General features: G+C 56.5%; 16 protein-coding genes and 5 pseudogenes. 11 read left to right on the plus strand and 10 right to left on the minus strand.

The window, feature by feature from the left end; genetic code table 11:
- Positions 1–68 precede the first annotated feature (68 nt).
- Both BGP85_RS11590 and BGP85_RS11595 read left to right on the plus strand, forming a co-directional pair.
- The gene (locus tag BGP85_RS11590; RefSeq protein WP_041505939.1) at positions 69–1010 is read left to right on the plus strand and encodes an ABC transporter permease; all 942 of its coding nucleotides are present in this window, start codon (positions 69–71) and stop codon (positions 1008–1010) included.
- Positions 1007–1162: pseudogene (locus tag BGP85_RS11595) on the plus strand (ABC transporter permease); the annotation flags it as partial. The gene BGP85_RS11590 and the pseudogene BGP85_RS11595, both read left to right, overlap by 4 nt.
- 207 nt (positions 1163–1369) lie before the next feature.
- Here BGP85_RS11595 and BGP85_RS11600 read toward each other — a convergent pair.
- The 3 genes and pseudogenes from BGP85_RS11600 to BGP85_RS11610 form a co-directional block, all read right to left on the minus strand.
- Positions 1370–1687: pseudogene (locus tag BGP85_RS11600) on the minus strand (DUF421 domain-containing protein); the annotation flags it as partial.
- Positions 1688–1696: 9 nt separating this feature from the next.
- On the minus strand, positions 1697–2203 hold the full coding sequence (locus BGP85_RS11605) for a hypothetical protein (RefSeq protein ID WP_181004481.1): 507 nt from the start codon (positions 2201–2203) through the stop codon (positions 1697–1699).
- Between the two features lie 11 nt (positions 2204–2214).
- Positions 2215–2732 (minus strand): annotated as a pseudogene (locus BGP85_RS11610) (CinA family protein).
- Between the two features lie 153 nt (positions 2733–2885).
- Between BGP85_RS11610 and BGP85_RS28875 the strand changes: the two are divergent.
- Positions 2886–3047 carry a hypothetical protein gene (locus tag BGP85_RS28875; protein WP_181004482.1) on the plus strand — a complete coding sequence of 54 codons (162 nt, stop codon included), beginning with the start codon at positions 2886–2888 and terminating at the stop codon, positions 3045–3047.
- Positions 3048–3101: 54 nt separating this feature from the next.
- On the opposite strand, the gene BGP85_RS11615 is transcribed toward BGP85_RS28875, so the two are convergent.
- A complete protein-coding gene (locus BGP85_RS11615; RefSeq protein ID WP_103447285.1) occupies positions 3102–3956 on the minus strand; it encodes an SDR family oxidoreductase in 855 nt (284 codons plus the stop codon).
- Positions 3957–4152: 196 nt separating this feature from the next.
- On the opposite strand from BGP85_RS11615, the gene BGP85_RS11620 reads away from it, so the two are divergent.
- The 7 genes and pseudogenes from BGP85_RS11620 to BGP85_RS11645 form a co-directional block, all read left to right on the plus strand.
- On the plus strand, positions 4153–4677 hold the full coding sequence (locus BGP85_RS11620) for a hypothetical protein (protein WP_004573937.1): 525 nt from the start codon (positions 4153–4155) through the stop codon (positions 4675–4677).
- 32 nt (positions 4678–4709) lie between these two features.
- On the plus strand, positions 4710–5765 hold the full coding sequence (locus tag BGP85_RS11625) for a peptidase M42 (protein ID WP_103447286.1): 1056 nt from the start codon (positions 4710–4712) through the stop codon (positions 5763–5765).
- Between the two features lie 105 nt (positions 5766–5870).
- Positions 5871–6155 carry a DUF6555 family protein gene (locus BGP85_RS11630; protein ID WP_326384403.1) on the plus strand — a complete coding sequence of 95 codons (285 nt, stop codon included), beginning with the start codon at positions 5871–5873 and terminating at the stop codon, positions 6153–6155.
- A gap of 46 nt (positions 6156–6201) precedes the next feature.
- Positions 6202–6360, plus strand: coding sequence for a hypothetical protein (locus BGP85_RS28880; protein ID WP_181004483.1), 159 nt, complete (start codon positions 6202–6204; stop codon positions 6358–6360).
- A gap of 16 nt (positions 6361–6376) precedes the next feature.
- Entirely contained in the window at positions 6377–6601 is a 225-nt protein-coding gene (locus BGP85_RS11635) for a DUF2188 domain-containing protein (protein WP_103447287.1), read from the plus strand.
- On the plus strand, positions 6598–7032 hold the full coding sequence (locus tag BGP85_RS11640) for a DNA methylase (RefSeq protein WP_103447288.1): 435 nt from the start codon (positions 6598–6600) through the stop codon (positions 7030–7032). The genes BGP85_RS11635 and BGP85_RS11640 overlap by 4 nt, the downstream gene beginning before the upstream one ends.
- 82 nt (positions 7033–7114) lie before the next feature.
- Positions 7115–7537, plus strand: a pseudogene (locus BGP85_RS11645) (response regulator); the annotation flags it as partial.
- A gap of 7 nt (positions 7538–7544) precedes the next feature.
- Here the strand turns inward: BGP85_RS11645 and BGP85_RS11650 are convergent.
- From BGP85_RS11650 to BGP85_RS11665, 4 genes are all read right to left on the minus strand, one after another.
- A complete protein-coding gene (locus BGP85_RS11650; RefSeq protein ID WP_103447289.1) occupies positions 7545–7961 on the minus strand; it encodes a low affinity iron permease family protein in 417 nt (138 codons plus the stop codon).
- Between the two features lie 120 nt (positions 7962–8081).
- Positions 8082–9263, minus strand: coding sequence for a PAS domain-containing sensor histidine kinase (locus BGP85_RS11655; protein ID WP_103447290.1), 1182 nt, complete (start codon positions 9261–9263; stop codon positions 8082–8084).
- The gene (locus BGP85_RS11660) at positions 9260–10069 is read right to left on the minus strand and encodes an alpha/beta fold hydrolase (RefSeq protein WP_103447291.1); all 810 of its coding nucleotides are present in this window, start codon (positions 10067–10069) and stop codon (positions 9260–9262) included. The genes BGP85_RS11655 and BGP85_RS11660 overlap by 4 nt, the downstream gene beginning before the upstream one ends.
- Positions 10070–10180: 111 nt before the next feature.
- Positions 10181–10678, minus strand: coding sequence for a response regulator (locus tag BGP85_RS11665; RefSeq protein WP_232877765.1), 498 nt, complete (start codon positions 10676–10678; stop codon positions 10181–10183).
- A gap of 179 nt (positions 10679–10857) precedes the next feature.
- Here BGP85_RS11665 and BGP85_RS11670 point away from each other — a divergent pair, with 179 nt between their 5' ends.
- The gene (locus BGP85_RS11670; protein ID WP_103447292.1) at positions 10858–11136 is read left to right on the plus strand and encodes a hypothetical protein; all 279 of its coding nucleotides are present in this window, start codon (positions 10858–10860) and stop codon (positions 11134–11136) included.
- Between the two features lie 56 nt (positions 11137–11192).
- Here BGP85_RS11670 and BGP85_RS11675 read toward each other — a convergent pair.
- Together BGP85_RS11675 and BGP85_RS11680 are read right to left on the minus strand one after the other, a co-directional pair.
- A pseudogene (locus tag BGP85_RS11675) lies at positions 11193–12519 on the minus strand (SDR family oxidoreductase).
- A 32-nt stretch (positions 12520–12551) separates the two neighbouring features.
- Positions 12552–12785 (minus strand): PLDc N-terminal domain-containing protein, encoded by a 234-nt coding sequence (locus BGP85_RS11680; RefSeq protein ID WP_103447293.1) that lies wholly within the window; start codon positions 12783–12785, stop codon positions 12552–12554.
- Between the last annotated feature and the right edge of the window lie 3 nt (positions 12786–12788).

The following is a 12788-nucleotide window of genomic DNA, read 5'->3' on the forward strand; positions in this document are numbered from 1 at the left end:
GTAACCCAACGGCTGAGCACGACCGTGACAGTGTCAACGACTGAGCTAACGATCGATGGAGAGCTGTCATGATTCAGTTTGCGATTAAGCGACTGATGCTCGCTATTCCAACCTTGCTGGCCATGCTGACTGCTGTCTTTGTACTCGTCCGCCTGGTGCCTGGTGATCCTGCTGCAGTCATGCTCGGTGACCAGGCCAGTGCCGAATCATTGGCGGCCATGCGCGAGCAGTTGGGCCTAAATCAACCAATCGCGATGCAGTACATCCACTTCCTTGGTGACATGCTCTCGGGGAATTTTGGGGCCTCCATGACCAGCGGCAGAACAGTGCTGCAGGAGGTGTCCCTGGTGCTGCCGTGGACGCTCCAATTGACGTTTGCATCCGTACTGATTGGCCTTGTGTTCGGGTTGCCGCTTGGGGTTTGGGCGGCGCTGCGCCGCAACGCCTGGCCAGACTACGTTGGCCGCATTCTGTCATTGACTGGGTTGTCGTTCCCCGCGTTTGTGTCTGCCATGCTGATGCTGCTGGTTTTCGCCATCCATTTCCGTTGGTTCCCTGTAATCGGAAGCCTGGTCGACGGAGGATTTCTCTCCCAGCTCCACGCTCTCACGCTGCCTGCGTTGAACCTGGGGTTGATCATGACGGCCTATGTGATGCGCGTTACGCGCTCCTCGATGATCAGCGTGCTTGGGGAAGATTACATCCGCACAGCCAAAGCTAAAGGAGTTCGTCCTATGCGCTTGGTGTTGCGGCATGGCTTGCGTAACGCACTTATCCCGATTGTGACGGTTGTGGGCCTCTATTTTGGGACGCTCATCGGCAACTCCGTGTTGACCGAAATCGTGTTTAACCGTCCGGGCCTGGGGAAACTGATTCTGGGGGCTTTGAATACCCGGGATTACACCTTGCTCCAAGGGCTGATGGTCGTATTCGCACTGTGCGTGATCGTCGTAAACATCATCACCGACATCGTTTACGGGTTGGTTGATCCTCGGGTGAAAATCAAATGACTAGTCTCACTGCGCCACTCGTAGCCAAGCCCACGACACTTTGGCAAGCACTGTTTCAGAACCGCCTTTCCTGGATTGGAATTGGCCTGCTGGTGGCGATCGTTCTGGTGGCATTGTTCGCGCCTCTGATTGCGCCTCATGATCCATTGCAGCAGAACATCGGTAAGCGAACGGGCATTACAGGTTGCGTAACGGCAGCCAGTTATGCGGCAACAACTCGGCGATCTCACTGGCGCGCTGCGTCGGCAGCCGCATCAGCACATCCTGAAAGACCCTCTTAAAAGGCTAGAAGTGGTGTCCACTTAAATAGGTGGACACCATCGCCTTTGGCGGTGGGGTCAGAAAGGTGTGTTTGCTGGCCGGTTACTGCGGTGATGCAGAAAGCGCCCATTCTCTACAACCAGGGTAGCGTGCCCGTCCAGAAGTCTGGCTAAGGGCTTGGAGTTGAGCTTTGCGAGTGAAAGACCGACGTCCAAAACGATCAGCGTGGCAATTACCAACATGGCATTGGTGAACGAAAAGTCTTCGCCTAGAAGAGCCTGCTGGGTGGCCTCCCCGATTATCAGCAGCAAGACGAAGTCAAAGGTCGTCAGGTCGGCCAGTGAGCGCCGCCCGGCTACGCGAAACAGCAGCATAAGGGCGACGTACATCCCGGCTGCGCGGAGGATCGAATCCATGACGCACTCCTAGGGGTAAAGGAATGTGGAGAAGTGAACGGCGCTTTCAGGGCCAGCCCTGACACTGCCCTCCAGCGTCCCCACGTGTTCACTTCGAAGGGTTAGGTACAAGGTGGCGATCCCATCTTGCTTAGTTCCCAATTGGAACAGCATGGCCTGGCCATGCGACATCGACCGTTGCGGCTCCGGTTGTAACGTCTCGATACTGGCGTCACGGAGCAACGATCCCTCGAGTTGTACCTCCACCGGCTGACCAGGGATACCCTGAACGGTGATGAAAAGGTTGTCTGTTGTGCCGCTTCGGCTGAGGCGCTGGTACTCAACCCGTACCCGACCATCCTGGCTCACCACCTCGGCATCGCTCAACGGGCCATTACCGAATAGGCCTGCCAAGGCAAGCAATACGATGGCCACGAGTACATACCACCCCACGCGCTCGAAGCGCCAGACGCGCTGCTGCATCGGCATATCTTCTTGAACAGGATGATGCCTGGATAGCAGTTCATCTTCCGACATGATCACAGCCCTCAGGCGCGCTCGCCGCGTAGCCAGCGCTGGTGATAGTGGGAAAGCCGGGTCAACCCGAACAGGGCGCCTTGGCGCATGACTTCAGACCGCTCGCCGAAGAAACGTTGAGTGCGCGTGAAAACGGCAATTGGCTCGCCGGCGAAAGCCCACGCAAAGCACATCGTTCCTGGCGGTATCCCAGATTCGGGCGCCGGCCCGGCTACCCCGGTGGTGGCGATCACCACATTCGCATCGCTGTCTCTCAAGGCGCCCAAGGCCATTTCCCAAGCTACTGCTTCGCTGGTCAGGCCGTATCGTTCGATGGTTTCGGCGCTGACTCCCAGCAGCCGCTTCTTGGCGCTGGGTGAGTAGACGACATAGCCGCTTTCCAGCACCTCCCCGGTACCCGGTACCCGGTACCCGGTACCGCCGCCAACAAAGCTACAAGGCAGCCTGCAGTGCACGATTCTGCTGTGCTCAAAATCAGTTTGTTGTTTTTGAGATAGCCGAGGGCGGCCAGTACAGGGTCGTTTTCCATTTCAGTGTCGACTCGCTTGTTTTGCGGTGGACGCGAGCCTGGAGTAATTGGTTCATCGCCCCTGTTGCCCGCCCATCTCCTGGAGTGTCACTGACCTGAACTTTGCCCCGTAGATTGGCTTCCCTTGTTCAAAGGCAATGGGAGGAGAGCAACATGAAGAAAGTGAGCGACAGGCAAAAAGAAGGTGCGCTGACAAGGCCGCATGGAGAAGAGGAGCGAGACAACGATGCCCATCGTCCGGATGGATCAACGGGTACAGCCCATGACTCGACAGCGCAAAAAACGGCCCGCGATCACGATCAGCACAAACGTTGAAACTGCCACGCAAATAAGAGGGTGAGGCTCGCCAGGACGGCGAGCCTCTTTTCGCTAAAGGATTGGTTTGCCGCCAGTCACTGCATAACGTGACCCAGAGATGTAACTGGCCTCATCTGAGCCTAGCAGCACGTAGATAGGAGCGACCTCCACCGGTTGTCCGGGACGACCCAATGGTGTTTTGGAACCAAAGTGTGTTACCGCTTCGTCCGGCATGGTGGAAGGAATTAGAGGCGTCCAGATAGGCCCTGGCGCAACGCTGTTGACCCGAATACCTTTCTTGCCTAGCAGTTGAGCCAGGCCCGCAGTGAAGTTGGCAATGGCCCCTTTGGTCGTGGCATAGGCCAACAGGCTGGGGGATGGATCGTCGGAATTGACCGAGCTCGTATTGATGATCGAACTGCCCTTGGGCATGGAAGGCAGTGCTGCCTGGCAAATCCTGAAGATTGCGGTGATGTTGGTATCGAAGGTCTTCACCCATTCGTCATCGTCGATATCCTCCAGCGTCTCGTGGGACAACTGGAACGCCGCGTTGTTGACCAGTATGTCGATACGCCCGAACTGGCTGACGGTCTTTTCGACAATGTCGTAGCAGTGCTGTTTCTGCGCCAGGTCTCCGGGCAACAACAGGCACTGACGGCCTGCGGACTCAACCCAGCGCGCGGTTTCTTGCGCGTCTTCATGCTCATTCAGATAAGCGATGGCAACGTCGGCACCTTCACGGGCATAGGCAATCGCTACAGCCCGCCCAATGCCGCTGTCTGCTCCGGTGATGAGTGCAACTTTGCCTTCGAGTCGATTGTGGCCGGTATACGACTCACCACAGTCGGGGTAGGGCTCCATCTTGCGCTGTGAGCCAGGGACATTTTGAGGCTGCGAAGGGAAGGGCGGGGTAGGGAAGTCTCGCATGGTAGAAGCTCCTGCAGTTGAGAACGTTCATACCGGTTCGAAAGGCCTGGCCTCCGCGTGTTGGTTTCAATCTGCCGTTGGTACGACGAGCGGTGCGGGATATCAATCCAATTGAATTCCATGCTCCATCGCCTGTTCTACCGGACTCAGCTCCAGGCTCATCTCTTCGCTTGGAGCCTAATTCCCGGAGTAGCGAGTGCCTCGAATCATTACCCCTGCGACCCCTGAGCACGAGATCAGCGAGCACAATGCCAGGATGTTTGGCTCTCCCAAGGAGCGTTTGGATTTCTACCGGCGTGAGATCCAGTACGAAACCAGCATCCTGGCCAACCGCACGGATGCCTATCTGGCGGCGCAGTCATTCCTGGTCATCGCCTTCGTCTCTTCCATGGGCAACCTCAATCAAGGATGGGGCGAGATGTTCACCCTGATCGTGCCCGCGTTCCTCGCCTTACTCGGCGTACTGAGCTCGCTCAACGCCTGGCCTGGCATCCGAGCGGCGTACAACATCATCGATCACTGGCAGCTCAAGCAGAGCCACCTGCTGCGCAGCGAGCCGTTGATGGGGTTGGCTTACGACGAGTCACCGCTGTTCTGTGAGGCGGAAACCTCGCGTGCAGGGCATAGAAAGTCATTGCTGTTTTCGCTACGGACGCCCTGGATCTTTCTGGTGTTCTGGGTGTTATTGGGTAGCTACTCGGTTTACATCCAGCTGGCTTGAACTCGTTTGCGTGCAAACATGGAGGTAACGTTTTGAAGACTGAGGCATTACTGACAGAGCTCCTCAACGCCCGAGGGCCGGGCGGACAAGAAGATGAGGTGCGAGACATTTGCCTGCGGGAGCTCAGCCGTTTCTGTGAGGAGGCCCATATTGACCCTGCTGGCAATGTGGTGGGGGTGATTCGTGGGGGCCGCGCTTGTAGCCCCGAGCCAGCCATACGCGTTATGGCCCACCTCGATGAGATCGCGATGATTGTCAAAAATGTGCTGGAGAACGGCACCCTGGAGGTGCTCGCTCTAGGTGGGTCGCAACCGATAAGCTTTGGCGTCTGCCCTGTCGATATTCTGGGCGATGAACGCATCCTGCCGGGTGTTTTGTCCTACGGTTCAATGCACAACAGCGGTCGGACTTCGAATGGAAGAGACGTGCTGGCAGGTAATGTTCAGTGGAAAGATGTCTACATCGTCACGCGCAAGAGCAAGTCGGAACTCCAGGAGCTAGGCGTTCGGCCTGGTACTCGAGTCGTGCTCAGTCAGCACTGGCGTAAGCCCTTCAAGGTAAATGACTGTATTGCGGCTCACTTCCTCGACGACCGAGCTCCGCTGAGCGCTGTCATTCTCTGCGCGGAGCTGCTGAGTGAACGGCGAGAAAGACTGAAGCAGGACGTCTGGTTCGTGCTTACGACGCTGGAGGAAGAGTCGAATGCCGGCGCCATGTACGCAGCTTCCCGGCTGCCCGGTGACACCACAATCGCCGTCGAGGTCGGCCCTGTACTAGAGGAGTACGGCACGGAGCTTTCGGTCAACCCGATCATCAATACCGGCGACCAGAAGGGATACTACAGCCGCACCGTGGTGCAGGGCCTGATCGCCGCTGGACGAAAGGCCGGTTATGAGCCCCAGGCGGCATTGCTCGTTGATTTTGCGTCGGATGCGAGTGCGGTATTGAGTGCCGGCATCGATGCCCGGGCCGGTTGCATTGCGATACCGACCGAGAATACCCATGGCTTCGAGATGGTGCATGTGGAAGGGATCACTGCCTGCGCTGAAACCTTGTTCGAATTTCTTACAGGCAGTCAGGACAAATAGCCCCCACGCGCCGTACATGCAAAGAATGCCTTACCGCCTGCCATTTCGATGGAATTATTTCATTCCCGGTTTGCTCAATAGCGCATGACTAGGGAGGGAATTCTGGTGGTGGGACAGCAGCTCTATGTAATTGAGTACGAGCTTCACAGTGAGCCTCGGTCATTCATTATCCGTCTGGAGAAAATGGACAACGGCGTCGCCTGGCACTGGGCCAGCTGTGATGCCGGCGTGGGCATCATCCCGCGTTTCAGTCAGCAGAACATCAAACTGGTCAGTCGCCCGATGGCTGAGCGTTACGGAGTTGCCAAGGTGAAGTGGAGACTGGCTGGGGAGGGCCCCGAATTCGTTCCGCAACCTATCGATGTAGGCAAATTCTCAGGTGCTACCTAAGGGGCCTGAAGATCTGTATTCCATCAACGTGCCTGGAGGTGTTGCCATGCAGCCTAAAACAGAAGGCTCAGAAGAGAAGGGCCCAAGCGACGTGCCCTTCATTAACGACCCTGAAAAGCCCACGTCGCCGCCGCTCAATGACGCTGATGCAACGGAGGCTGCCGAGGCAGAGGAAGACATCCAGGATGACGGCGAATCCCTTTAACCAAGAGGAGCACACGATGGACAATTACCACGTCAGCCCGACACCAGAAGGATGGGAATTGAAGAAAGCCGGTGCTGAACGCGCCTCCAGACGAGCGGCGACGAAGCACGAGCTCGTCAGCGCCCTTGCGGATTTCTTTGATGGCAAAACGGCGTCGGTGAAGATCCATAAAGCGGATGGCACTATCGAAGAGGAACGCACCTACCCACGATCTGCTGATCCGCGCCGTAGTAAAGGTTGAAGACTATAGCTGCCTGTGACCTCGGCATTGAGGTCACGGATGCCCTTGGCGTGTTCAGATGGTTGCTAGCCAGTTTTCTCATGGGAAAGCGCATCCGCTCCGCCGTAGCAGTGGAGGCGTACCGTATTCTTGTCGATCAGCAGGGTCTGGATACGCCGCTCAAGCTTGCCCAGACTTCTCATTCGACACTGGTCAGACTCCTCGGCCAGGCCGGGTACGCACGATACGATGAGTCTACCGCTCGACGATTGCACGCCTTGAGCAAGAAGGTAGAGGCAGAACTGGATTCCCAACTAAATGCACTGCGGGAAGTATCAAATGCTGAGGAATTCAAGCGCTGGCTACTGAGTTTCGAGGGCGTAGGCCCGAAGACCGTGGACATTTTCATGCGTGAAGGCTTGGCCCATTTGACGATGTTGGAAGGCCATTGAACATGGGTGGCCTTTAGCCCCCATCGACGCATGTCCCGATGAGTGAAACACTCGAAAATCTAACCGTGGACTGGGGAAGGTGATGAAGCTCGACATCGAGGGTTTGTCGTTGTCAGGTAAGACGGTAATTGTGGTAGAAGACGACCCAACGCTTCAGACCCTGCTGGTGGACATCCTCATCGAGTTGGGCGCCACCTGCGATGCGTTCGATAACTCAGAAGATGCCTTGATTCACTTGATGGGACTGAAGAGCGACTGCTCGTTGATCGTTGTCGACCACGGGGTTCCGGGAAGCATCAAAGGGATGGAGTTCATTTCCATGGCACACGAAAGGTGGCCTGGACTACCCGCCATCCTGGCCTCGGGCTACCAGCTTGATGCTTCTCAGGTCACACCACCCGTTATCTACCTCTTCAAACCGTGGTCGATAGACGAGCTCGCTCAAGCTATTGGCCAGGCGCTTCACCCTGCAGATGAACCTTCAACTCTCCTGCCGTTCGACCAACAAGGTCTTAGCGCTGCAGGTTATCCCGATCCACATCGTCCGTCTGATGCTCAGCAGGCGCCTGATGGTGGGGATCACATTCGCTGCCCATCGCCTGATACTCCTTGCGAAGCTTATGAATCTGTCGATTGTCGAGCGCTTCGAGATCCAATACCGACTGCTCCGCAGATTTCGTAGCGCGAATAAGTTCGTCGAGCTTCACGTGGATGATGTCGTTATCCCGGTTCTGGGTGTTCTGGATGAGGAAAACCATCAGGAATGTGATGATGGTGGTCGACGTGTTGACGATGAGTTGCCAGGTATCGTTGTAGTGGAACCACGGCCCGGATGCAGCCCACATGGCAATCAACACCACAGCGATCAAAAAGGTGCTTGGTTTACCGGCGTGGTTGGCGAGCCATTGGCAGAACTTGGCGAATTTCATCACGTAATCTCCACTGCGATCTATAGGGTTTGACCGCAGTGAAGGGCTGAAATCTTTTTTTACGTTTACCCACAACAGGGGCAATCTGTGGAGATGGTTGTCAGCGGGCTGTTGACCGACTCAACTCCCGACCCCAGTCAACGGCATCTGAATTTCGAAGGCTGTGCCCGTCACAGGTGCGGAATGGACGGTGATCGTTCCGCCGTGGGCGTTGGCGATCTCGCGAACGATGAAAAGTCCAAGGCCGACGGATCTCACGTTTTCTGTGCGATCACTGGCTCGGGTCATGGGCTCGAAGAGGTCAGGTATCAGAGATTCAGTTATGACTTGTCCGTGATTGTGAACCGAAATCCATAACGCCTCACGTCTGATCTCGGTCGTGATAGTTATAGGATGTTTGAGGTCACCATAGGCCACGCTGTTCGCGACTAGGTTGCCTATCATCTGTTGCGTTCTATCTGGATCGACGTCCGCAAAGCCTGGGCATTTTGACAGGTGCCGAATTTTGGCGTGAACGAAGGCTACTCGCAATTCGCCGACGCTTTGGTCTACGAGTAGGGAAACATCGACGAGCTGACGCTTGATCCCTATCCCTTGACCGATTCGCACCGAGGCTAGATCAAGCAGATCTGCGATCATTCTTTGAGCGCGTTCAGAAGACGAGACTATGTTGCTCAACAACCTCTGCTCTCTTTCACGTCGCTCCCCACGACTCAAAAGCTCTGAGGCCATTTTGATAGCCGTGAGGGGATTCTTCAGGTCGTGGCTGGCAATGGCGATCATCTGTTCGGCAAATGAAGCTCTTCGCTCAGCTCTCTCATAGGCCACAGCAAGCTCAGCCTGCGCGCTTCTCAAGGCGGACTCAGCCATCGATTTTTCTAACAGCAGTTCCTCCGCACGTTTGCGTGCCGCAAGCAGTTCGCGTTCGTACCGATCACGCTCTATGGTTCCGAAAAGAGCCAGCTCGTTGCGAACACCCTCAGGGTGTTCTGTTCTCACACCATTGAGCAACATGGTGATGACATGCCCCTTGGCATGCAGAAGATCGAGCTTCACTTCTGCGACCGAACCTTGAAGCCTCATCAAGGGGGCCCAGTGGGTCTGATGGAAAATGCGCCCACCCATTGTCAGCAGCTCTTGGAACCGCCGCCCACAAAGACCTGACGGACTACAACCGATCCATGCGGCGAAGGTGCGATTGGCGCGGAGAATGGTGCCGTCCTCGGTAGTTACCACCAGACCGCAGGGTGCCTGCTCTAATAGTGCCTCTGCATCTTTGAAGCCCCACGAATCTTCGGTCATGGGGTAAATGTCCATGGGGAAAGAAAGGCATCCATCGCTTCTATGCAAGCGTGGGGCGCACTCATATGTGGACAGTGACCTATGTTAGGCACCAGGCAGAGCTCGCTATTGGGTAGAACACTGTTCAGATACTCGCCTACTGCGATGGGGGCAATGAGGTCTTCGGTGGATTGAAGGATCAAAGAAGGAGTTCGCAGGCCAGCCACGTCCTTTCGATTGTCAGAAAGGAAGGTTACGCGGGCAAATTGCTTGGCGATTTCGGGATCTGTTCGACAAAAGCTGTTGGTCAGCTCTTCGCTCAGTTCCGGCTGCCCTGGTGCGCCCATGATGACAGGCGCCATGGTGCTCGACCATCCGAGATAGTTACTGTCCAGGGTATCGAGCAAGGAATGAATGTCGGCTTCATTGAACCCGCCGGCATAGCCATCGGAGTCGATGTAACAAGGTGAAGGCCCTATCATGACGTGTGCAGCTGTGCGGCCAGGGCGGGCTCCATCGGCCAAAGCGCAGATCATTGCGCTCACTGAGTGACCTACCAAGATGACTGGGCCTATGGCAAATTCATCGATGATCTCATTCAAGTCCTGGGCGTACCCATTCAGGGTGCTGTACTTCTCTACGCAGTAGGCGCCTAGATCCGAACCTCCAGCACCGACGTGGTCGAGAAGGATGACGCGAAAACGCTCTGAGAAATGCGGAAGAATGTAATTCCACATGGATTGATCACAGCCAAAGCCGTGCAAAAAGATCAACGTGGCGCCGCCGCTCCCCGAGACCTTCACATTATTCCTTTTCTGAAGATCCACAACGCTGGCCTTTTTCTATCTCGTAACCGGGCAGGTTAGAGTGTCTTGATAGTGCGCACGCACTGGGTTAAGTAGCAAGCCTTATCCACTGGTGAAAATCAGGCTATGAGTTCAAGTGGGTGACGTGATCGTGGATGGCAGGTCTGCCAAGCTTGCGGTGATGACTTCATGCAACCGTGTCAAGGGCCAGGGCTTGGGCAAGAACACTGCGCCCTCCGGTAACACCCGACCGGCGAACTCGTAGTAGCCACTCATAACGATGATACGAGTCCGAGGGGCTTGCTGATTAGTTATCCATGCCAGATCCACGCCATTAAGTAAACCCGGCGTCTGAACGTCACTGAGCAGCAGCGCCCAATCCTCGTCATCCAGTTTTTCACGACCTTCATCAGCGGTAGCTACCGCTGTAACGGAGGCTCCCCAATCTTCGAGATAGAGGGTGAGAAGCTCGCGAATCATGGGTTCGTCCTCAACGACGAGGACACGGGGTGAAGAGGATGTAGATGCGTGATCCAGCTTTTTCATGACAATACTCAAAATCCGCCTGCCTGAAGGGAAGGACATCCAGGTCTTCTCGCTGGTCTCCAGCAAGACGTAGCAGCGCGCCATCAGTCTGACATCGCGACTCTTCAATAAATTCACTTGAAAGGTGTGTCACGCTACTCATCCGAGAGCGCGACTGTGGCTAACGTGCTCATGTGAGTCTGGTTGCGAGCCGCTGACACTGCTGTGCTGAACCTCTGGGAGCAAGGGTGACTCAACCCTCCATCAGCGTATGAGGCCTCCTGATGCGAACGCTTGAGAAAAACCTGTCTGCCGCCCAATTGCTGAAGCTCAATTGTTTGGCGGTTTGGTATCGGGTGCTTGAAGACAGGGCATTGCGCATGGACTCGCCTGACGACTATCACGAGGAATTGCTTCGCCAGGCCGATGAGATGGATCGTCGAGGGATTATCTGCTGGCAGGAATGGCGCGATCTTCGTCTGGAGGCTGACGCTGCCTACTTGAGAGCGGTAGCAGGGGAGGACTATCGTCCGGTGAATCCCACGAGCTCGTCAGCAGAGTAGGATCGAACGTGATCTCGCAATGAAACCACGCTCATTCCTCTGTAAGCAGACCTTCTCTATCTATCCCTGCGTCGTGAATGTGTGAATGTAAAACCCACGAGGATTCCCAGCACGGCTGCGCCGATGAGCAGCGGCGTTTTGTCTTTCGGCTTTCTCCAGCCTCCGTCGATACCCCTCCTGCCACTTGGAGGCTCGAAGAGGTTGCCTGATGATGCTTCGGCTACGGGGCTGCGATTTATCCCCCAGCGCGTCAGCTTCCCTGACAACAGAGGCAGCCCTGGTATCAGGTAGCTGGCCAAATGCGCGAGGCGCGCCGCAACGCCAACCGTGGTGTGAGCACGAGGCGATATTGCGCAGGCCACCATAGCCTTCGCCACCATTTCGGGATCGTATACGGGGCCTGGCGGTGTCAGCGCATGCCCGGTGTAATTGCCGCCGTCTCGGAAGCCTGGTGTGTCCATGACTGCTGGATAGATATCGCAGACATGGATGTTGGGATACTCAGTCAGCTCGCCTCGCAATGCCTCGGTCAGTCCACGCAAGCCGAACTTGCTCGCCGAGTACGCGGCGGCATAGGGTTGGGCCACCCAGCTGCCCAGCGACAGCGTGTTGATGAGAAGGCCGCTGCCCTGCGCCTTGAAGAAGGGAAGGGCGACGTAGGCGCCTCGCAGATATCCGATCAGATCGGTCTGGATGACCTGCTCGTGCGCCTCCAACGGCGTTTCTTCAAAATTGCCGACCGCGCCGACCCCGGCATTGTTGACCCAGATATCGATACGTCCTTGGCCAAATTCGGCGGCCTGCGCCGCCAGCGCTTGAACCTGGTCGCAGTGGGTGACGTCGGTCATGACCGCTATGGCATCCGTACCGCAATCGGTGCATTCATCCAGGGCGTCAAACAACGCCTCTTCGTCGCGTGCGGCGAGTACCAGGCGAGCACCTTTGCACGCAAAGGCATGGGCGGCGGCTCGACCTATACCGCTGGAAGCGCCAGTGATGACCACGACCTTGCCGCGCAGAGGCCCTTTGAGCGGAGCGCCACGGTCAGACGCTTCTCGTTTCGCAGCCGAGGCGCTGGGGGCAAAGGGGGCAATGGGGGTGGCTGGCCTCGCTCCGCGAGAGCTCAAGGGAGGTGCCATCGACCCGGGTCAACGTCAGCCCTTCGACCGTGCCTGCCGCTCGGTTTGGAAATACGGGCTCACCTTCGGCATCCAGGCTGTCGTAGATGAAGCGCGTACCTTCGAGCCAGCCCACGGCGGTGAGAAGCTCAGGGCCCAGGTAATATTTCCCGTCTTGAAAGAAGCCTGGAAACTGATGAGCGCGCTCCACGTTTTCCACGCGATAGCGCTCGCCTGATTTCATGCCAGTTGATTGATCGATCATGTTGAAACCCCTGTAAGTGGAGCTCGGAAATGTCAGCCTTTGCTGTGCTCGTCGGAAGTGGGCCCAGTACCTCGCTTGATACCGCGCGGGCCAGCAACGCCCCAGATACCCAGGCCAACCAGGGGTAGCGCCAGGATCAGAAGCGCCCAGGCCGCTTTGACAGCATCGCTCTTGTCGCTCCGGAACACGCTGACGATGGCCCACAGGTCGACGAGCAGAAGAATGACCGCTACGGCAATCCAGAAGTAGCTGGCGAGATCGTTCATGAG

Origin of the sequence: Pseudomonas putida, from assembly GCF_002906855.1 — a bacterium.
Taxonomy (GTDB): domain Bacteria; phylum Pseudomonadota; class Gammaproteobacteria; order Pseudomonadales; family Pseudomonadaceae; genus Aquipseudomonas; species Aquipseudomonas putida_N.

Coding starts and splice junctions, on each gene's coding strand:
- BGP85_RS28875 (WP_181004482.1), top strand. CDS start 2,886: ATGAAGAAAGTGAGCGACAGGCAAAAAGAAGGTGCGCTGACAAGGCCG.
- BGP85_RS11605 (WP_181004481.1), bottom strand. CDS start 2,203: ATGTCGGAAGATGAACTGCTATCCAGGCATCATCCTGTTCAAGAAGAT.
- BGP85_RS11680 (WP_103447293.1), bottom strand. CDS start 12,785: ATGAACGATCTCGCCAGCTACTTCTGGATTGCCGTAGCGGTCATTCTT.
- BGP85_RS11635 (WP_103447287.1), top strand. CDS start 6,377: ATGGACAATTACCACGTCAGCCCGACACCAGAAGGATGGGAATTGAAG.
- BGP85_RS11615 (WP_103447285.1), bottom strand. CDS start 3,956: ATGCGAGACTTCCCTACCCCGCCCTTCCCTTCGCAGCCTCAAAATGTC.
- BGP85_RS11590 (WP_041505939.1), top strand. CDS start 69: ATGATTCAGTTTGCGATTAAGCGACTGATGCTCGCTATTCCAACCTTG.
- BGP85_RS11650 (WP_103447289.1), bottom strand. CDS start 7,961: ATGAAATTCGCCAAGTTCTGCCAATGGCTCGCCAACCACGCCGGTAAA.
- BGP85_RS11670 (WP_103447292.1), top strand. CDS start 10,858: ATGCGAACGCTTGAGAAAAACCTGTCTGCCGCCCAATTGCTGAAGCTC.
- BGP85_RS11665 (WP_232877765.1), bottom strand. CDS start 10,678: ATGGCGCGCTGCTACGTCTTGCTGGAGACCAGCGAGAAGACCTGGATG.
- BGP85_RS28880 (WP_181004483.1), top strand. CDS start 6,202: ATGCAGCCTAAAACAGAAGGCTCAGAAGAGAAGGGCCCAAGCGACGTG.
- BGP85_RS11655 (WP_103447290.1), bottom strand. CDS start 9,263: ATGACCGAAGATTCGTGGGGCTTCAAAGATGCAGAGGCACTATTAGAG.